The organism is Paralcaligenes sp. KSB-10 (assembly GCF_021266465.1).
In the GTDB taxonomy this organism is placed as follows: Bacteria; Pseudomonadota; Gammaproteobacteria; order Burkholderiales; family Burkholderiaceae_B.
Map to the genome: position 1 here is coordinate 3,812,987 of NZ_CP089848.1, position 17,364 is coordinate 3,830,350.

The window sequence follows — 17,364 nt, forward strand, 5'->3', positions numbered from 1 at the left end:
ATGCGTATCCTGCAACTAAATTTCGAGCGGGGCTGGCGCGGTGGCGAGAGGCAGACTCTGCTGTGCATGCAGGAATTCCGCAGTGCCGGGCACGAGGTTGCGCTGCTTGCACGCCTGAATGGCGAGCTGGCGCGCCATGCGCGGGCCGATGGCTTTGCCGTGCATGCTTATGCCAATGTATGGGGCCTGTGCTGGTTTTTGCTGAGCCGCGGCCGACGCTTCGACATCCTGCATGCGCAAACGGCCAATACCATTACGTGGCTGGCGGTGTTCAAGCTGTGGCTGCGCCGGCCCATAGTCTTTACCCGGCGGACTGCCTTCGACCTGGGCAAGCGGGCTCGCAAGACCGCCTGGAAATGGCGTCGCGCCGATAGGCTGGTTGCGATCAGCGCGGCGGCGGCGGCCGAGCCGCGCCGCCTTGGCCTGGATGTTGTCGTGATCCCCAGCGCCGTTATGGCCAGAACGCTCGATCTGGCCCATGTCCAGGCGTTCTCCGCCCAGTATGGCCTGAAGGGCAAGCGTGTGCTGGCTACCGCGGCCGCCCTGACTCGTGAAAAGGACCCTTGCACGCTGATTCGCGCCGTGCATGATTTGCGTTCGCGGCGCGACGATTTTGTATTTGTGCATTTGGGTGCCGGCGGCGACGCCGAACAGGCCGCTCGCAGCCTGGTGAAGGAGCTGGGTCTGGAAAAGCACTATCTGTTCGCTGGTTTCCAGGAGCGTGTCGAAGACTTGTATCGCATCATGAGTCTGTTTGTGCTGAGTTCGCGGCAGGAGGCCTTGGGTACCAGCGTGCTGGATGCGTTTTTGTATGCGGTGCCGGTGGTGTCGACCAATGCCGGCGGCTTGAAGGAAAGTCTGGCCGGCGGACGCGGCCTGTTGTGCGAAGTAGGCGATTATCGGGCGCTGTCCGCCGCCATGGCCCGTGTGCTGGACGACGCGGCATTGCGCAAGAGCCTTATCGATAAGGCGCAGGTTTATGTCATGCTGGAGCATGATTCCGCGCGCATGGCGCAACGCTATCTTGCCGAATACAGTCGCTTGCTGGGTACGCGGTCGTAGGTCTCGTGGGGGGGCTTTGTGGCCGCCTATAGGGGGGACTGTCTTGTCGCGGCTATTTGTGTTCTTAAGGCGCGGGGGTGGCGGCCCAGGCAGGGTGGAGCTCGCCTCGTCCGGTCCTGGCTGCGCCAGGACTGCCCGCGGCCGCAGCCTGGATCGGGCGGTCGCGGAACTCGCGGGAGCGAACAGCCCCCGGCTGTTCGCAAGCGCCCCGCTCAAACAACCGCTCCCTTGAATCCCGATCCAGGCTGCGGCCGCGGCGGACTCAAGCTCGCCCACCCCGCCTGGGCCGCCACCCCCGCTTGCGTTTAGGTTTTTTGTATCGTCGTTAACCTGCGTTTTTTATGGTTACGGGCGGACCTTTTGCATGCTTACAAGCTGGCGCGACCATGAGGGGATTGCGCAGGTGCCAAGCCCGCTTCTATGCGGTGTCTTTCAGGATGGCTTGCAGAAACAGGCGGGTGCGGGCTTCCTTGGGGTTTTTGAAGATCACGTCGGGCACGCCGGCTTCGATGACGCGTCCGCCGTCCATGACGACTACGGTGTCGGCAACTTCTTTGGCGAAGGCCATTTCATGAGTGACGACCATCATGGTCATGCCTTCTTTGGCCAGCAGCTTCATTACCTGCAGCACTTCGCCCACCAGTTCGGGGTCGAGCGCCGAGGTGGGCTCGTCGAACAGCATGACCTTGGGCTCCATGGCCAGGGCGCGGGCAATGGCCACGCGCTGTTTTTGCCCGCCCGATAAACTGGCCGGCATGGCCGATGATTTTTCCGCCAGGCCGACCTTGGCCAGCAGCGCTTCGCCCAGCTGTTCGCTTTGCGCGGCGCTCATGCCGCGCAGCGTCTTGGGCCCGATGCTGACATTGTGCAATACGCTTAAATGCGGGAACAGGTTGAACGACTGGAATACCATGCCGACTTGGGTGCGCAGGCGATTGAGGTCTTTCTCGGCCAGCATGGTGCCGTTGTTGGTGAGGCGCTGGCCGCAGATATCGATGGTGCCTTGCTGGGCGATTTCCAGGCCGTTGCAGCAACGCAGCAGGGTGCTTTTTCCCGAGCCGCTGGGGCCGATGACCACCACGACCTGAGACAGGTCGACCTCGAGGTCTATGCCTTTCAGTACCAGGTTGCTGCCGAAGGATTTATGCAACTGGCTGATTTTAATCATGGCGGGCGTGGTCATTGCACCATTCCTCCGGCTTTGAGGTGGAGTTCGATACGGCGCAGCGCCAGGGTGGTGACGGAGGTCATGACCCAGTAAACCAGGGCGATGACCAGGTAGGTTTCCAGTGATCGATAGGAAACGCTGATGATCTTTTGCCCTTCGTGCATCAGGTCGTGGATGGTGACCAGCGATACCAGTGCCGAGTTCTTGATAAGCGCAATAAATTCGTTGCCCAAGGGGGGAATCATGCGCACGAAGGCTTGGGGCAGGATGATTTTCATCATGGCCTGGGTCGACGACATGCCCAGGGACCGCGCGGCTTCCATTTGCCCGCGGTCGACCGATTGGATCGCACCGCGCACGACTTCGGACACATACGAAGCGGAATACATGCCCAGTCCCAGCATCCCGCAAGCGAAGGCCGGCAGCAGTATACCGAAGCGCGGCAAACCGAAAAACCAGATGAAGAGCTGGACCAGCAAGGGGGTGCCGCGAAAGCAGGACAGATAAACGCTGCACACGCCGTACAGCACCTTGCGTTGCGGATTCAAATGGCCTATGCCGATGAGCAGCCCCAGCACGCAGGACAGCAGCAGGGCGCATACCGTGACCTCGACGGTGACGGTGGCGCCATGCAGCAGCGATACCCAGTCGGTCAGGACCGGGGTGAAGTCGAAGTTCATTGAGCGGCCTCGAACCACTTGTCGACGATTTTCTTGTAGGTGCCGTTGGCCTTGATGCGTTTCAAGGCTTCGTTGAAGCTTTTGGTAAGCTCGGGCTGGTCTTTGCTGACGGCGATGCCGTATTCCTCGGTGGTGATTTGCTCGGGTAGAACCGTCAGGGCGGGGTTGTGCTGCGCATAGAGCTTGGCCGCGGGCTTGCCGGTGACGGCGGCATCGGCGCGTCCGACATTGACCAGGTTAAACATTTCTTCATTTTTCTCGACCTCGACGCGCGTTACCTTGGGGTAGTTGTCTTGCAGGTATTTCACTGATTTGGTGCCGACCTGCACCGAAACTTTTTTGCCGTCCAGGTCTTTGAGGGTTTTGATCGGGCCGTCTTTTTTCGTTAGAACGACCAGGCCGCCGGCGTAATAGGGGTCGGTGAAATCGACCACCTTTTTACGCGCGTCGGTAATGTAGATGGCCGACTGGGCGGCATCGGCACGGCCCGACACAATCGCCGGGATCAAGCCCTTGAAGTCAATGTCGGTCCATTCGATTTTCTTGCCCATTTCTTTGGCCAGGGCTTCGGTAATCTCGATGTCGAAGCCGGTTCGATGGCCGTCTTTGGTGAATTCCATGGGTGGAAAGGTGGGGTCGGTGACGATGCGGATGGTATCGGAGGCGGCTTGGCTGACGGCCGCAAAACAGCCGAGCGTCAAGGTCAGGAATGCGGCAAGCAGGGTTTTGCGGGATGTCATGGTGGCTCCTTGGGCAAAGAACAAATCAATAATGTGCAAGAAACGAATAAAGAGTTTTACCGCCTTGTGGATATGCATGGCAAGGCAATTCCTTTTCTACTGGTCCGCGCTTGGGCGCTGTTATTTAAATAATCGGCCGGCAAAGCATAAGCTTAGCCAGATTTCCTGGAAAAGAAGAGCCTCATGCCTGAAAGAATGATGTAAATGGGATAAACCCCTAGGCTGGACGCCAGGATATTGAGGGACGCGGGGGATCTTGAGAATGTGCTGGCAAGGGGCGACCTTTTTTGCGGTCGCCCGCCATCGACGCGCCTATCGTTTGTCGTCGGAATGAATATCCAGCGCTTCCAGGAAGCGCGAGACCATGTTGTAGGTGGCGATGGTGGCGGTGAGCTCCACAAGCTGCTTGGCGTCGAAATGGGGCTGGACCGCGCCGAAGACTTCCTTGGGCACTTGCACATGGCGGGTCATGGCATCGGTGTAGGCCAGCACCGCGCGTTCGCGCTCGCTGAACAGCGTCGAGCTTTCCCAGTCGTTCAGGGCGTCGAGCTGGGCCTGGCTCATGCCTTCTTTCAACGCGATGGGCGCGTGCTGATCGGCTTCGTAGGGCGCGCCGTTGAGCAGCGCCACGCGCATGATGATCATTTCGCGCAGTTGGCCCGGGATCGAATTGCGCAGCCGGATACCTGTCAGGTGATTGAGCCAGCCTCGTGCTATGTCGGGGCTGTGCAGCAGCATTTGATACAGATGCAGGACACTGCCGCGTTCGGCAACGATTTGATCTACCAGTGGGGCGGCTGCCGGGCTTGTGAGGTCGGCATAGGGAAGGCGGGCCATGTCTGTCCTTTCGATGGGAATATATAGGGTAAGAAGAATTGATTGCGTTGGGTCCGCGCCGGCCCGGTCAGCCCCTGCCGTGTATGCGCCGTACACCCAGGGATACCGTATAGCAAATAATGAAATAGACCAGTCCGGCGAAGAACAGGGCCTCTACCACGTCGCCATTGCGTTCGCCGATTCCGTAGGTTTGTCCGAAAAAATCGGCCAGTGCTATCACGTACACCAGCGAAGTATCCTGGAACAGGATGATACCTTGGGTGAGCAGCAGCGGCACCATGTTGCGAAAGGCCTGAGGCAGGACGACGAGCCGCATCGACTGCCCGTAGGTCATGCCCAGGGCGTAGGCGGCGTGTTGCTGCCTGCCCGAGACGCTTTGAATGCCGGCGCGGATTATTTCCGAATAATAGGCGGCCTCATACAGGGCAAAGGCCACCAGCGCCGACACCATGCGCATATCGGTTGCGGCCGATATGCCCAGCAGCGACTGGAACAGGTCTGGAACGATCAGGAAGAACCACAGCAGCACCATTACCAGGGGCACCAGGCGAAACACGGTAACGTAAGTGGCGGCCGCAACGTTCAGTATTCGGTAGGAGGACAGCCGCATCAGCGCAACCAGCGTGCCCCAGACAATGCCCGCCGCCATGGCAACGAAGGTGATCTGCAGCGACACCAGCATTCCGCGGCCAAGCAGGTTGAACGCGTTTGGATTCAGCCAGGTGAAATCGAGTCCGAAAATCATCGAGGTTTATTTCCTTAACGACATGCCAGGGACGCGGCACGCTCTTTCCACCATCCACATGACGGCCATCACGCATACGCTGATGACGGCATACAGCAGTGTGACGGCGGTGAACGATTCGTATGAGTGCGCGGTGTAATCGACCAGTTGACGGCCTTGCGCGGCCAGTTCCATGAGCCCTATGGTTGAGGCGATCGCCGAGTTCTTGAAGATATTCAGGAATTCGGAGGTAATGGGAGGAAGGACAATGCGAAACGATACGGGCAGCAGTATGTAGCGGTAGGTTTGCATCATGGTCAGGCCCATGGCCAGCCCGGCGTATTTCTGGCCGCGGGGCAGCGAATTGATGCCGGACCGGACCTGCTCGCAGACGCGTGCCGCCGTGAATACGCCCAGGCATACGACGGCGGCGATGAATTGCTGGGTAAAAGGGGGCAAGTGCTTGAAATCGACCCCGTACGGCATGATTTCGGGAATGGCGAAGTACCAGATGAAAAACTGCACCAGCAACGGCACGTTGCGAAACAGTTCGACATAAGCAGCGCCGATTGCGCGCAAGCTGCGGCTGGGCAGAGTGCGCATCACGCCCAGCAGGGTTCCCAGCGCCAGCGCAATAAGCCATGCCGACAGGCCCAGCGCCAGGGTTACTTCGAACCCCGATAGCATCCAGTCGAGAAAAGTTTGGTTCTTGGAGGCGTGTTGCAGGAATACACCCCAATCCCAGTGATATGACATAGTGCGCTCGCAATACGGTACGGTGCCGGACCCGCCCGGCACCGGTGACAGGATGTCGTCTGTTTAGTTTACGGCTTTGTCGTTGGGTTCGGCATAGGCTTTCTTGACCAGATCGCTCATGGGCATATTGAAGTTCACGCCCTTCGGAGGCACCGGGTTCATGAACCATTTGTCGTACAGCTTGGCCATTTCGCCGTCTTTCATCATGCCGGTTATCACGCCGTCGACTTCTTCCTTGAAGACCGGATCGCCTTTCTTCATGAAGAAGGCGTAGGGCTCGACGGACTGCGATGTGCCCACGACTTCCCAGTCGTTGGGGTTCTTGGCCAGCGTGCGCGCGCCCGACAGCAACACATCGTCCATCATGAAGGCCGACACGCGTCCCGACTGCAGTATGAGAAAGGCCTCGGCGTATTCCTTGGCGCTCTGTATGGTCATGTTGGCGTTGTCGTCGTCATTCATTTTGCGCAGAATCTTTTCGGACGTGGTGCCAGCCAGCGTCACCACCGACTTGCCATGGATGTCCTTGAAATCCTTGATGCCGCTTTTCTTGTTGACGAGCAGACGGGTTCCGGCGACGAAATAGGTATCGGCGAACTGAACCTGTTCCTGGCGCGACTTCAGGTTGGTTGCCACGCCGCAGGCCAGATCGACCGTGCCGTTCTGGACCAGCGTAAGGCGGTTCTGGGGCGTCAGCGGCATGAGGCGCACCGGCAGGTCCGGCTTGCCCACATCGGTCTTGATCTTGGCGATGATCTTGTTGCAAATGTCTTGCGCGAAACCGATGGGTTTCTGGTTCTCGTCATAATAGGAAAAGGGGATCGACGAAGTTCGGTGGCCGATGACCAGAATGTTATTGCTTTTGATCTTGCTGAGTGTGGGGCTTTTGCTGACATCTATCGCGGCCTGGGCGCAGGCCGCAACGGAGAGCAGGCCTAGCGCTGTGCCCAGCAATGCCGCCTTGAAGGATGATTTTGCTGCGTTCATGGTTTGTCTCCTGTTTTACGGAAAGTAAATTCTTTGGATTTGTTGCCGTGTTGCACGGCTTTATTTCTGCGGTAAGACTTCTTTTATCGTCTGGGTGAGGCGATTTACGATTTCACTGATGTCGGCGCCGGTGCAAATAAAGGGAGGGGCAAGCAATACGTGATCGCCTTGTTTGCCGTCGATGGTGCCGCCGGACGGATACATCAGCAGGCCGTTGGCCATGGCCTGGGTTTTTAGCAGGGCATGGAGTTTCTGTTTCGGGTCGATCGGGGCCTTGGTGTTTTTGTCTTGCACGAACTCTATTCCCGTGAAGAGTCCGCGACCGCGTATATCGCCCACATTGGGGTGGGCATCGAGCGCGTCGTGCAGTTCGGCGCGCAGCTGAGTACCGCGTGCCTGTACGTTGGCCAGGAGATTGTCGGCCTGTATGGCCCGTTGAACCGCCAATGCCGCGGCGCAGGCGGTGGCGTGACCCATATAGGTGTGGCCGTGTTGGAAAAAGCCGCTGCCGGCGACGATTGCGTCGTAGATCCGGTCGCTGGCGACCATGGCGCCTATGGGCTGATAGCCTGCGCCCAGGCCTTTGGCAATAGCGATGATGTCGGGCACGACCTGGTCTTCGGCGCAGGCAAACAGGTGGCCGGTGCGGCCCATGCCGGACATGACTTCGTCGAGAATCAGCAGGAGGCCATGGTGGTCGCAGACTTGCCGGATGCGCTGCAGATACGTCTTGACCGGAGGCAGGGCGCCGGCGGTGGCGCCCACCACGGTTTCCGCCACAAAGGCCGCCACGTTTTCAGGGCCGAGTTCAAGTATTTTTTGTTCCAGCTCATCGGCCAGGCGCGCGGCGTACTGCTCTTCGGTTTCCGTCGCGAGCTGGTCGCGGTAGGCGTAGCACGGCGAAACGTGATGGGCGGGAACCAGCAGTGGCAAGAACGGTTCGCGGCGCCAGGCGTTGCCGCCAATGGCCAGGGCGCCCAGGGTGTTGCCGTGATAGCTCTGCCGCCGTGCGATGAAGTGTTTGCGCGCAGGCTGCCCGATTTCCACAAAATACTGCCGGGCGAGCTTGAGGGAAGCTTCTACGGCTTCCGATCCGCCGGATACAAAGTAAACATGGTTCAGATCGCCGGGCGAGTGCTGTTGCAGGAAATCGGCCAGCTCTTCGGCGGGCCGCGTAGTGAAAAATGAGGAATGGGCGTAGGCAAGCTGGTCCAGCTGCTGTTTGATGGCCTTGATGACGGCGGGGTGGCCGTGGCCGAGGCACGATACCGCGGCGCCGCCGGAGGCGTCGATGTAGCTTCTGTTGTGCTGATCGAATAGTTCTATACCTTGGCCCCGAACGGCAAAATCGAGTTGTTGTTTGGGATTTCGGTGGAAAACGTGCGTCATGATTTGCTCTAAAGATGAATTCAACAATTGTTTCTTATATAATATATAAAGAAACAAATAAATCAATACGATTAATCCCTCGGCATATGCGGCCTGCTCAGTGACGGGTGCAGGTTGTTACGATTTTGACGGCGGCATTTTTATGCGCTCGACTCTAATAGCGCTATCGCTTGCACCTGTTCAGGCGATTCGTGGCATGCTCATTGCACCCGCTTTCGCGTGGGCTGGTTTTGCCATGGAGACGACAGCCATGGCTCGATATTCCGGGTTTTTTCGCCAACCGTTGTTTTTTTACATATCTTATGAACGAGAATAATCCACCGCAACATCTCGACGAACTGGTTGCATTGGTGCAGCGGGAATTCCCGCGCATGACGCAGCAATTTCAGGTGGGCGCGAAGTATCTGATCGATTTTCCCGCCGAAGTGCCTATCGCCTCCATGCGCAAGATTGCCGGGCAGGCGGGGGTGCAGCCGGCTACGCTGGTGCGCTTGGCGCAGCATCTGGGATTCGAGGGCTGGGAACCCTTGAAAGAGGTGTTTGTGCAGTCTTTTCGGCAAACGCCCAAGCTTTATACGATGCAGGCCAGGAAAGTGGTCCGGTCCAAGAATCCGCGCACGATGGTGGGCAAGACTTTGGCTTCGCAAGCGCGCAATCTGGCCTTGCTCGATGAATTGAACGGCGAGCGGCTGCCGGGGGCCGTCGACTTGTTGCTCAAGGCTCGTCGAGTGCATGTGGCGGGCTTCAGATCCTGTTTTGCGCCGGCCTTTGCATTCCATTATTTGTACCGCTTGTTCCGTCCCTCGGTGCTTATGTTGCGCGGCGATGCCGGCACGCTGGAAATGGAAGTCCGTGCGCTGGATGCGGCGGACGCGGTCGTAGTGATAAGTTTCGCGCCGTATTCGCAAGAGGCGTTGCAGGTGGCGCAGGCGGCGCACAAAGCGGGTTGCAAGGTGCTTGCGATATGCGATAGCGTACTTGCTCCCATGGCCCACGAGGCTGATGGAGTGTTGTTGTTTTCAACCGAAACACCATCGTTCTTCCCCTCTGTGGCGGCCGCGCAGGCGCTGATCGAGGTGCTGATCGAACAGTTGATGGTCAAAAGCGGCAAACAGGCGGTCAGCGAGATCGAGCTGGCCGAAACACAATTGCATCAGACCGGTGCCTATTTATAATATTTACAGGTTACAAGCGGGTTTTTTTTTATGTTGTCCTTGATTCAGCTGTCGGGTTCTCCTTATGACGTGGGCCAGTCGCTGGGGAAGTTCGGCGCCGAAGCGGCACACGCCCATCTGGTTTCGTCCCATGCCTGGCAAAGTGTAATGGCATGGAAAGGCACGCTGCAGGCGCGCGCCATGTCGGCGATGGTGCGAGAACATTTTCCTTCGATCTGGAATGAGCTCGACGGATTGGCCGCGGGGCTTGAGCTGCCGCTCGAAGAAGTGGTGTTGTGGAATTGCCGCGGCGATGTCTGGGCCATGGCTCCCGATGGCTGTACTACGGTGCAAGTACCTTTGGCGTGCGGCCCGCGCATTACTCATAATGAAGACGGCGATCCGGCGTTTGCGGGGCATTGCGCTATTGCCGAAATCGCAATCGACCAGGGCTCGCATTTTGCGTCTTTTGTGTATCCGGCTTCTATTCCCGGACATACTTTTGCGGTAACGGAAACCGGCCTGGTCATGACGGTGAATAATCTGCGCTGGCGCCAGGTGGCCGTGGGCGTACCGCGCATGGTGTTGACACGGGCGGTGCTGGATCAGGGCAGTGTGCCTGCGGCGCTGAGTTTGTTGCGCACCATCCCTCGGGCGGGAGGCTTCCATTTAAGTCTGGCGCAGCGCGGGCAGCCGGATTTGCTAAGCGTGGAGTTCAGCACGATGGGTGTTTCCAGCCAGCCTGTGCAGATTCCCTCTTTGCACGCCAATCATGCAATACATGCTTCGATGCGTGATTTTCCGCAGATTATTACGAAGTCGTCGCTGTGTCGCCAGCAGTCGGGCGATGCAATGCTGGACACGGCACAGGATCCTCTGGCGATCCTGGCGGATCAGCGCAACGCGGACTTTCCTGTTTATCGCAACGCGCTCGATGACAGCGACGGTGAAAACACCATGGCCACTGCCGATATGCACGTCGGGGCCGATGCGGTGCGCTGGCAGGTTTATGAACGTCCCGGAGAGCCGGCGCGTTTCCAGTTGATCGATGCCCGGATCCGCTAAGGGATCAATCTCGGTATCTACTGTTTGGCCAGGCGGCCCAGGGCGTCTCCCGTGACCCTGACGATCCGCCAGTCGGGCAGGATTTCGGCGCCATGGCGTTTGTAGAAATCGATGGCATTCTGGTTCCAGTCCAACACCGTCCATTCGAAGCGGCCGCAATCCAGTTCGATGGCAAGCCGAGCAAGGTGCCTTAAAGCCATGCTGCCCAGGCCTTTTCCCCGATGCGCCGGTTGAACGTAAATATCTTCGAGATAGAGACCGCGTTTGTCGAGAAAACTGGAGTAATTGTGAAACCACATAACGTAGGCGACCGGCCGGTCCGGCTCGGCTTCGGCATGGATGACCAGACAGTTCGCCGCGGGATGCCGGCCGAAAAGACTGTTGCGCAGGCTGCCTTCGTTCGCTTTGAATATTTCAGTCAGTTTCTCGAATGTGGCCATTTCGAGCATCAGCGCGTGTATGTGAGGGATGTCCTGTTCGCGGGCGGGCCGCAGATGGTAATGCTCCTGCATTGATCCGTGCTTGGCCGGCGTGTAGCTGGCCGGCGCCTGAGGCTGGTAACCGCTGTTTACGTCTTTCACACCTGTTCCTTTGTTTGGCGCTATGCTTGGGTTGAGGCTTGTTTTGTTATTGTATTGGAAGGGCGCGATCTTCCGTTCGTCGAGTCGGCAGGGAACCGTTTTCCGGCGCGCGAGTCATAGCAGGGGCGGCTCTTGTGTCCGTCCATGGCTTATACAACAAGGAGTTTAAAGTATGTCTTTATCGAATCGTGGATGGCAGCAGGCAATCGCTGCCGGTTTGGTTCTGACTTCGGCTTATTCCGTGACCGCAATCGCCCAGGAGGCCAGTGCTTCGGGCGAGGTGCGCCGCGTCGACGCCGCCGAAGGGAAAATCACAATCAAGCATGGTGCGATCGCCGATCTGCAATTACCGGCCATGACGCTGGTGTATCAGATCGATCCCGCCTTGCTCAAGGGCATACAGGCGGGGGACAAGGTCAGCTTTACCGCCAAGCGCGACAATGGCAAATATGTGGTGACGAAAATCAAGAAGTAAGCGGCACCGCAAAAATCATCCCCGCCTCCGCCGTGCCTGGATCGTCGCGGCGCAATGGGCGGCGACCCAGGCATCCAACTGATCGGCTACAGCACATACCGTGCCAGGTCCTGGCTGTTCGCGGCTTCTTCCAGCTTGTCGTTCACGTAAGCGGCATCGATGGTGACATTGCGGCCGCTGCTTGCGGTGGCGTCGAACGACAAGTCTTCGAGCAGCTTTTCCATGACGGTATACAGGCGTCGGGCACCAATGTTCTCGGTGCGTTCGTTGACATCGAAGGCCAGTTCGGCCAATCTTTTTACGCCTTCGTCAGTGAACGTAAGCGTAACGTCTTCGGTGGCCATCAGCGCGCTGTATTGCTTGGTCAGCGAGGCGTCCGTGTCGCACAGTATGCGCACGAAGTCTTCCGCCGATAAAGAATCGAGCTCGACCCGGATCGGAAAACGGCCTTGCAGTTCCGGTATCAGGTCCGACGGGCGCGACAAGTGAAAAGCGCCCGAAGCGATGAACAGAATGTGGTCGGTGCGCACTACGCCGTATTTGGTGTTGACGGTGGTGCCTTCGACCAAAGGCAGCAGATCGCGCTGCACGCCTTGGCGCGACACATCCCCGCCCGCGTGCTCCTGGCGCGAAGCGATTTTGTCGATTTCATCAAGAAAGACAATGCCGTTCTGTTCGGCATTCGTGACGGCAACCGTGCGCAGATCTTCTTCGTTGATGCGTCGCGAAGCTTCTTCTTCGGTCAATAGCTTGAAGGCCTCTTTGATGGGCATTTTGCGTGATTTCTTTTTGTCGCGCCCCATGCCTGCAAACATGCCTTTGAGCTGCTCGGTCATTTCTTCCATGCCGGGAGGCGCCATGATTTCCATTTGCGGCGCCATTTGAGCCACTTCAATCTCGATTTCCATATCGTCGATTTTGTGTTCGCGCAGCCGCTTGCGAAACGTCTGCCGCGCAGCATTGTCTTCGCGTTCAGGTTCGCCGTGGGCGTTGCGCGGCGGCGAGACCAGCACATCGAGTATGCGATCCTCGGCGGCGTCTTCGGCCAGGCTGCGTACGCGGCGCATTTCAATGTCGCGCGTCTGCTTGATCGAGATTTCAACCAGGTCCCGGATAATTGTATCGACGTCGCGGCCCACGTAACCGACTTCGGTGAATTTGGTGGCTTCGATCTTGATGAATGGCGCGTTGGCGAGCTTGGCCAGGCGGCGCGCGATTTCGGTTTTGCCCACACCGGTGGGCCCGATCATCAGGATGTTCTTGGGCAGAATTTCGGTGCGCAAAGGTTCGGGCACTTGCTGGCGCCGCCAGCGGTTGCGCAGGGCAACGGCAACGGAACGCTTGGCGCGGTTTTGCCCGACGATGTTTTTATCGAGTTCGGAGACGATTTCCCCGGGAGTCATGGTGGTAGCTGACATGGTGACAGGTGTTCGGCGTTTAAAGGGTTTCGACGATGTGGTTTTGATTTGTGTAAATACACAAATCGCCGGCGATTTCGAGCGATTTCTTGACGATATCGGCTGGCGCCATGTCGGTGTTGTGGAGCAGGGCGAGGGCGGCCGATTGCGCGTAGGCGCCGCCCGAACCAATGGCTGCCATGCCGTGTTCGGGTTCGAGCACATCGCCGTTGCCGGTCAGCACCAGGGTATGTTCGCTGTCGGCCACGATCAGCATGGCTTCGAGGCGGCGCAGCGCGCGATCGGTGCGCCAGTCGCGAGTCAGTTCGACGGCGGCTCGCATCAGGTGGCCTTGGTGTTTTTCGAGCTTGGCTTCGAAGCGTTCCTGCAGGGTGAATGCGTCGGCGGTCGCGCCGGCGAAACCTGCCAGCACCTTGTCGTGATACAAGCGGCGGATTTTGCGCGCGGTGGCCTTGATGACGATGTTGCCCAAGGTCACCTGGCCGTCGCCGCCCAAGGCCACTTGATTGCCGCGGCGAACGCTGATGATGGTTGTGGCGTGAAATTGTTCCATGGATTTCTTCCTTTGAACCTAGCAGATGGGGGTAAAAGCCCAAAATTCAAGGGGAGGTGGGATCCTTCCCGATACGCTGCTTTGCGCGAGTGCGGGGTTTGTAATGACGGGGCCGAGGCCGGTGACGGGACGGGTTCTAAATTCGCGGCCCAGGCTGAGCATCCCCCTCCGGTTCCTACACTCACCTCCGGGGGATCGCCCACACTCTTTGCTCTTATTGAAGCTGGCACAGGGCGTAGAACGATAATCTGACCTTTTGTGCTCTAGGAGCCCATAACCGTTCGTCTATGGCCGAGCGGGGAGGATGGGGCAGCGCGCGCAAGCGAGTGGGTCATCGAGCTGGGGGGAACTGCTCCATCCGAGGTCGCGGTTTTAGAAACCCACCCTGCGCTGCAAGTTCTACACAGCAATATTCAGCTCGCAACTACCCCGGACCGAACCGGCTGGATCAGCCCCAGCGATGCGAACCCGCCCGGAATCAATCTCCGTAGAGCTTTTGGCGCATTTCGCGCCGTTCCTGGGCTTCGAGCGACAGCGTGGCGGTGGGACGGGCCAGCAGGCGGGCCAGCCCGATCGGCTCGCCGGTTTCTTCGCACCAGCCGTATTCGCCCGAATCGATTCGCGTGATCGATTGTTGCACCTTCTTGAGCAGCTTGCGTTCCCGGTCGCGGGTGCGCAGCTCAAGCGCGTGCTCTTCCTCGATCGTGGCGCGATCGGCCGGATCGGGCACGAATTGCGTCTCACGCAGGTTTTCGGTAGTGGTACCCGCATTACTGATGATGTCTTGTTCCAGTTGCCGCAAGCGGTCTTTGAAGAACGCCAACTGGGCTTCGTTCATGTAGTCCGATTCAGGCATGGCCAACAGTTCTTTTTCTGTCAGCAGGTGATTCTGAACGGCGGTGGCTGCAGATTTGCTTACCATGGTGTACCCCTTTTTATATGTGATGTTGGCTCTCGTAACCCGTGTCGCTATCTCCGGCGACGTGGTTCGCTATGAGGCCAGGCATTGTTCTAAGCCCCGGGTAAAAATTTCTTCGGGGAGTTTATGGCCGATAAATACCATTTTGGTATTAGGTTTTTCACTGGACATCCAGGGCTTTCCGGGCTCTGCCCCCATCATCATGTGCACGCCTTGGAACAGCATACGACGATTGATGCCTTTAAGATACAAAATACCTTTGTATCGAAGCAGATCAGGCCCATAAACCTGGACGATACCGCTTAGGAATTCTTCCAGGCGCTCCGGATCGAAAGCCTTGTTCGAGCGGAAAACAAAGGCGCCGATGGTGTCATCGTGGTGGGCATGATGATGATCATGGTGGTGATGTGCGCAGTGCTCGTCGTCGCAATCGTCGTCATGGTCATGGTCGTGATGATCGTGATCGTGAGCTGCATCCGGGTGCTCTTCGGCAAGGAACTCGGGATCGATGTCGAGGATGGTATTGAGATTGAAGCCGCTGATATCGAGGAGCGCCTTGATATCGGTTTCGCCAAAATTGACGGGAGTGATCGAGGCGCGCGGATTCATGTGCACCAGGCGCGAGCGCAATGCCTGGTAATCGACTTCGTTGACCAGGTCTTTCTTGGAAATCAGGATGCGATCGGCAAAACCGACCTGTTTTTGCGCTTCTTCCTGTTTGTCGAGGGTTTCCATGCCGTGTTTGGCATCGACGACGGTAATGACGGCGTCCAGACGGTAGTAGTCGGCAATGTCGTCGTCCATGAAGAAAGTCTGGCACACGGGGCCTGGGTTGGCCATGCCGGTGGTTTCGATCACGATGCGCTCGAACGTAACGGTGCCCTCTTCACGCTTGATGCGCAGGTCGTTCAGGGTGCGCATCAGGTCGCCGCGCACTGTGCAGCACACGCAGCCGTTGCTGAGTTCGATGATTTGCTCGTCGCTATCCTGCACCAGAAGATCGTTGTCGATGCTTTCGGGTCCGAATTCGTTTTCGATGACCGCAATGCGGCGACCGTGGTATTCGGTCAGGATGCGTTTCAGCAGGGTGGTTTTACCTGCACCGAGAAAACCAGTAAGAATGGTAACCGGTACCATTTTGTCCGGATTGGGAGCGGTTTTCATCATGGGCCTCGCTACTCGCGGGTCAAAAAATAGAAGACGCTCAAATCAGTGTGGCGGCTACCGTTAATTTTGTACCGCGAAAAAAATTCAACATGCGATTACAGCACAGCATGCGTTTTAGAGCAAATAAAACCCCGTTTGCTTACTCTTTAGTGGAAATCATGCAATTAAATCAAGCGATTAGTGACATCAGTGGGCATGCGCCGGTTTGGCGGGCGTCAGGGTGTGGCAGCGCTTGCACAGGGCGCGCAGCTCGGTTTCATGGCTGGCCAATATGAAGCCGGCGCCCGCCACTTTCTGGGCCAGTTGATGGCTCAGGGCCGGATCGCTGAGTTCGGCGACGGCACCGCATTGGGTGCAAATGATCAACAGATCGTGCGGCTCGCCGGCGGCATCCAGGCAGGCGGCCCAGGCATTGATGGCGTCCAGCCGGTGTATCAGTCCTTCTTCAACCAGGAAATCCAGTGCGCGGTATACCGTGGGAGGCGCTGCGCCGCTTTGTATATGCCGTATTTCATCCAGCAGTTCGTAAGCCTTCAGGCTGCGTTGCTGGCGCAACAGGATTTCCAGAACCTTGCGCCGAATGGGCGTAAGGCGTTTGCCGCGTTGCAGGCACAGGGATTCGGCTGTGTTCAGCTGTTTGGCAATGGCGGCGGGTGTGAGGCGCGGATCTGGCATAGGAATGGATTGACGGCAATACCGGCCCCGGCCGCGGAATTGAACGACAGGGCATCCGGTGCTTGAGGTGTCATCGTCAGCGTAGTGTTAGAATAGTTATGTTATAACATAACAAACATACTCTTCAATTCTTCGCATCGCCATGCCGTCTCCTCCTGTTCATTCCAGCCATCCGCCCTCCTACCGCGGCTCGGGGCTTCTCGCGTCGTGCGGCGAGCGTGTGGCGCGTGTGACCCTTGTTGTCGTGCTCATGTGGGGGCTGACAGGCTGGGCCATGGGTTGGTGGCCAGGTTGACGCCGCAATGAGCACGGTAATCGAGCTGGATCAGGTGTCGCTGGGATGGCGCGATCGGGTTGCCGTGCGCGATGTCAGCGGCGCTTTCGAACGGGGCTCCCTGACGGCGATTGTAGGCCCCAACGGGGCCGGAAAATCCACTTTGGTCAAAGGCATCATGGGCGTGCTCAGCCCCTTGCGGGGCCAGATTCGCCTGATGGACGACGCGCGCAACGAAATGGCCTGCCTGCCGCAGGTGGGCGAGCTGGATCGGAGTTTTCCCATCAGCACGTATGATCTGGTCGCCATGGGGGCATGGCGTCGTGTCGGCGCATGGGGGCGTTTCGATGCCGTTGAGCACGAGCGAGTGCGGCAGGCGCTTGAAACGGTCGGCCTGGCCGATTTTGGGGCACGCATTATTGGAACCTTGTCCGGTGGGCAACTGCAACGCGCGCTGTTTGCGCGCCTGTTGCTGCATGATGCGCAAACCTTGCTGCTCGATGAGCCTTTTGCGGCCGTGGACCGGTCTACGACCGACGACTTGATGGCGCTGCTGCAGCGCTGGAACAACGAGGGCCGCACCGTGATTGCCGTCTTGCATGATCTGGACATGGTGCGGGCGTCTTTCCCGCGCGCCTTGCTGATGGCGGGCCAATCGGTGGCCTGGGGGGCCACCGCCGAGGTCCTGACCCCGGAAAACCTGCATTTGGCCCGCCATTTGTGCGCGGGGGACTACTAAA

At 58.3% G+C, this 17,364-nt stretch carries 19 protein-coding genes; 5 read left to right on the forward strand and 14 right to left on the reverse strand.

Annotated elements, in window-relative coordinates; genetic code table 11:
• Entirely contained in the window at nucleotides 1–1,062 is a 1,062-nt protein-coding gene (locus LSG25_RS17450; RefSeq protein ID WP_232742154.1) for a glycosyltransferase family 4 protein, read from the forward strand.
• 418 nt (nucleotides 1,063–1,480) lie between these two features.
• On the opposite strand, the gene LSG25_RS17455 is transcribed toward LSG25_RS17450, so the two are convergent.
• From LSG25_RS17455 to LSG25_RS17490, 8 genes are all read right to left on the reverse strand, one after another.
• On the reverse strand, nucleotides 1,481–2,245 hold the full coding sequence (locus LSG25_RS17455; RefSeq protein WP_305072052.1) for an amino acid ABC transporter ATP-binding protein: 765 nt from the start codon (nucleotides 2,243–2,245) through the stop codon (nucleotides 1,481–1,483).
• Nucleotides 2,242–2,910: an amino acid ABC transporter permease gene (locus LSG25_RS17460; protein ID WP_232742155.1), complete on the reverse strand. Its 669-nt coding sequence runs from the start codon at nucleotides 2,908–2,910 to the stop codon at nucleotides 2,242–2,244. The genes LSG25_RS17455 and LSG25_RS17460 overlap by 4 nt, the downstream gene beginning before the upstream one ends.
• Entirely contained in the window at nucleotides 2,907–3,650 is a 744-nt protein-coding gene (locus tag LSG25_RS17465) for a transporter substrate-binding domain-containing protein (RefSeq protein ID WP_232742156.1), read from the reverse strand. Before LSG25_RS17465 ends, LSG25_RS17460 begins: the two co-directional genes overlap by 4 nt.
• A gap of 312 nt (nucleotides 3,651–3,962) precedes the next feature.
• Complete coding sequence (locus LSG25_RS17470) at nucleotides 3,963–4,487, reverse strand: carboxymuconolactone decarboxylase family protein (protein WP_232742157.1); 525 nt, start codon at nucleotides 4,485–4,487, stop codon at nucleotides 3,963–3,965.
• Nucleotides 4,488–4,554: 67 nt separating this feature from the next.
• Nucleotides 4,555–5,232, reverse strand: coding sequence for an ABC transporter permease subunit (locus LSG25_RS17475; RefSeq protein WP_232742158.1), 678 nt, complete (start codon nucleotides 5,230–5,232; stop codon nucleotides 4,555–4,557).
• 6 nt (nucleotides 5,233–5,238) lie between these two features.
• Entirely contained in the window at nucleotides 5,239–5,967 is a 729-nt protein-coding gene (locus LSG25_RS17480; RefSeq protein ID WP_232742159.1) for an amino acid ABC transporter permease, read from the reverse strand.
• A 63-nt stretch (nucleotides 5,968–6,030) separates the two neighbouring features.
• Nucleotides 6,031–6,954: a transporter substrate-binding domain-containing protein gene (locus LSG25_RS17485; RefSeq protein WP_232742160.1), complete on the reverse strand. Its 924-nt coding sequence runs from the start codon at nucleotides 6,952–6,954 to the stop codon at nucleotides 6,031–6,033.
• Nucleotides 6,955–7,014: 60 nt separating this feature from the next.
• Nucleotides 7,015–8,343 (reverse strand): aspartate aminotransferase family protein, encoded by a 1,329-nt coding sequence (locus LSG25_RS17490; RefSeq protein ID WP_232742161.1) that lies wholly within the window; start codon nucleotides 8,341–8,343, stop codon nucleotides 7,015–7,017.
• A 302-nt stretch (nucleotides 8,344–8,645) separates the two neighbouring features.
• Between LSG25_RS17490 and LSG25_RS17495 the strand changes: the two genes are divergently transcribed.
• Together LSG25_RS17495 and LSG25_RS17500 are read left to right on the forward strand one after the other, a co-directional pair.
• The gene (locus tag LSG25_RS17495) at nucleotides 8,646–9,518 is read left to right on the forward strand and encodes a MurR/RpiR family transcriptional regulator (RefSeq protein ID WP_232742162.1); all 873 of its coding nucleotides are present in this window, start codon (nucleotides 8,646–8,648) and stop codon (nucleotides 9,516–9,518) included.
• A gap of 30 nt (nucleotides 9,519–9,548) precedes the next feature.
• Nucleotides 9,549–10,562: a C45 family peptidase gene (locus tag LSG25_RS17500; protein WP_232742163.1), complete on the forward strand. Its 1,014-nt coding sequence runs from the start codon at nucleotides 9,549–9,551 to the stop codon at nucleotides 10,560–10,562.
• A gap of 17 nt (nucleotides 10,563–10,579) precedes the next feature.
• On the opposite strand, the gene LSG25_RS17505 is transcribed toward LSG25_RS17500, so the two are convergent.
• Nucleotides 10,580–11,074 carry a GNAT family N-acetyltransferase gene (locus LSG25_RS17505; protein WP_232744748.1) on the reverse strand — a complete coding sequence of 165 codons (495 nt, stop codon included), beginning with the start codon at nucleotides 11,072–11,074 and terminating at the stop codon, nucleotides 10,580–10,582.
• 241 nt (nucleotides 11,075–11,315) lie between these two features.
• On the opposite strand from LSG25_RS17505, the gene LSG25_RS17510 reads away from it, so the two are divergent.
• On the forward strand, nucleotides 11,316–11,618 hold the full coding sequence (locus tag LSG25_RS17510) for a copper-binding protein (protein ID WP_232742164.1): 303 nt from the start codon (nucleotides 11,316–11,318) through the stop codon (nucleotides 11,616–11,618).
• Nucleotides 11,619–11,704: 86 nt separating this feature from the next.
• Here LSG25_RS17510 and hslU read toward each other — a convergent pair whose 3' ends face one another.
• The 5 genes from hslU to LSG25_RS17535 form a co-directional block, all read right to left on the reverse strand.
• Entirely contained in the window at nucleotides 11,705–13,036 is a 1,332-nt protein-coding gene (hslU, locus tag LSG25_RS17515) for an ATP-dependent protease ATPase subunit HslU (protein WP_232742165.1), read from the reverse strand.
• 19 nt (nucleotides 13,037–13,055) lie between these two features.
• Nucleotides 13,056–13,589, reverse strand: a complete 534-nt coding sequence (gene hslV / locus LSG25_RS17520; RefSeq protein ID WP_232742166.1) for an ATP-dependent protease subunit HslV — start codon at nucleotides 13,587–13,589, stop codon at nucleotides 13,056–13,058.
• Nucleotides 13,590–14,067: 478 nt separating this feature from the next.
• Nucleotides 14,068–14,511 carry an RNA polymerase-binding protein DksA gene (gene dksA, locus LSG25_RS17525; protein ID WP_232742167.1) on the reverse strand — a complete coding sequence of 148 codons (444 nt, stop codon included), beginning with the start codon at nucleotides 14,509–14,511 and terminating at the stop codon, nucleotides 14,068–14,070.
• Nucleotides 14,512–14,580: 69 nt separating this feature from the next.
• Nucleotides 14,581–15,672, reverse strand: a complete 1,092-nt coding sequence (locus tag LSG25_RS17530; protein WP_232744749.1) for a GTP-binding protein — start codon at nucleotides 15,670–15,672, stop codon at nucleotides 14,581–14,583.
• Nucleotides 15,673–15,861: 189 nt separating this feature from the next.
• Complete coding sequence (locus LSG25_RS17535; RefSeq protein ID WP_232742168.1) at nucleotides 15,862–16,350, reverse strand: Fur family transcriptional regulator; 489 nt, start codon at nucleotides 16,348–16,350, stop codon at nucleotides 15,862–15,864.
• A 302-nt stretch (nucleotides 16,351–16,652) separates the two neighbouring features.
• Here LSG25_RS17535 and LSG25_RS17540 point away from each other — a divergent pair, with 302 nt between their 5' ends.
• Complete coding sequence (locus LSG25_RS17540; RefSeq protein WP_232742169.1) at nucleotides 16,653–17,363, forward strand: metal ABC transporter ATP-binding protein; 711 nt, start codon at nucleotides 16,653–16,655, stop codon at nucleotides 17,361–17,363.
• Nucleotide 17,364 lies beyond the last annotated feature (1 nt).

Bases quoted from the DNA above. Each gene is read 5' to 3' on its own strand.
- LSG25_RS17450 (WP_232742154.1), top strand. From the start codon at position 1: ATGCGTATCCTGCAACTAAATTTCGAGCGGGGCTGGCGCGGTGGCGAG.
- LSG25_RS17455 (WP_305072052.1), bottom strand. From the start codon at position 2,245: ATGACCACGCCCGCCATGATTAAAATCAGCCAGTTGCATAAATCCTTC.
- LSG25_RS17460 (WP_232742155.1), bottom strand. From the start codon at position 2,910: ATGAACTTCGACTTCACCCCGGTCCTGACCGACTGGGTATCGCTGCTG.
- LSG25_RS17465 (WP_232742156.1), bottom strand. From the start codon at position 3,650: ATGACATCCCGCAAAACCCTGCTTGCCGCATTCCTGACCTTGACGCTC.
- LSG25_RS17470 (WP_232742157.1), bottom strand. From the start codon at position 4,487: ATGGCCCGCCTTCCCTATGCCGACCTCACAAGCCCGGCAGCCGCCCCA.
- LSG25_RS17475 (WP_232742158.1), bottom strand. From the start codon at position 5,232: ATGATTTTCGGACTCGATTTCACCTGGCTGAATCCAAACGCGTTCAAC.
- LSG25_RS17480 (WP_232742159.1), bottom strand. From the start codon at position 5,967: ATGTCATATCACTGGGATTGGGGTGTATTCCTGCAACACGCCTCCAAG.
- LSG25_RS17485 (WP_232742160.1), bottom strand. From the start codon at position 6,954: ATGAACGCAGCAAAATCATCCTTCAAGGCGGCATTGCTGGGCACAGCG.
- LSG25_RS17490 (WP_232742161.1), bottom strand. From the start codon at position 8,343: ATGACGCACGTTTTCCACCGAAATCCCAAACAACAACTCGATTTTGCC.
- LSG25_RS17495 (WP_232742162.1), top strand. From the start codon at position 8,646: ATGAACGAGAATAATCCACCGCAACATCTCGACGAACTGGTTGCATTG.
- LSG25_RS17500 (WP_232742163.1), top strand. From the start codon at position 9,549: ATGTTGTCCTTGATTCAGCTGTCGGGTTCTCCTTATGACGTGGGCCAG.
- LSG25_RS17505 (WP_232744748.1), bottom strand. From the start codon at position 11,074: ATGCAGGAGCATTACCATCTGCGGCCCGCCCGCGAACAGGACATCCCT.
- LSG25_RS17510 (WP_232742164.1), top strand. From the start codon at position 11,316: ATGTCTTTATCGAATCGTGGATGGCAGCAGGCAATCGCTGCCGGTTTG.
- hslU (WP_232742165.1), bottom strand. From the start codon at position 13,036: ATGTCAGCTACCACCATGACTCCCGGGGAAATCGTCTCCGAACTCGAT.
- hslV (WP_232742166.1), bottom strand. From the start codon at position 13,589: ATGGAACAATTTCACGCCACAACCATCATCAGCGTTCGCCGCGGCAAT.
- dksA (WP_232742167.1), bottom strand. From the start codon at position 14,511: ATGGTAAGCAAATCTGCAGCCACCGCCGTTCAGAATCACCTGCTGACA.
- LSG25_RS17530 (WP_232744749.1), bottom strand. From the start codon at position 15,672: ATGAAAACCGCTCCCAATCCGGACAAAATGGTACCGGTTACCATTCTT.
- LSG25_RS17535 (WP_232742168.1), bottom strand. From the start codon at position 16,350: ATGCCAGATCCGCGCCTCACACCCGCCGCCATTGCCAAACAGCTGAAC.
- LSG25_RS17540 (WP_232742169.1), top strand. From the start codon at position 16,653: ATGAGCACGGTAATCGAGCTGGATCAGGTGTCGCTGGGATGGCGCGAT.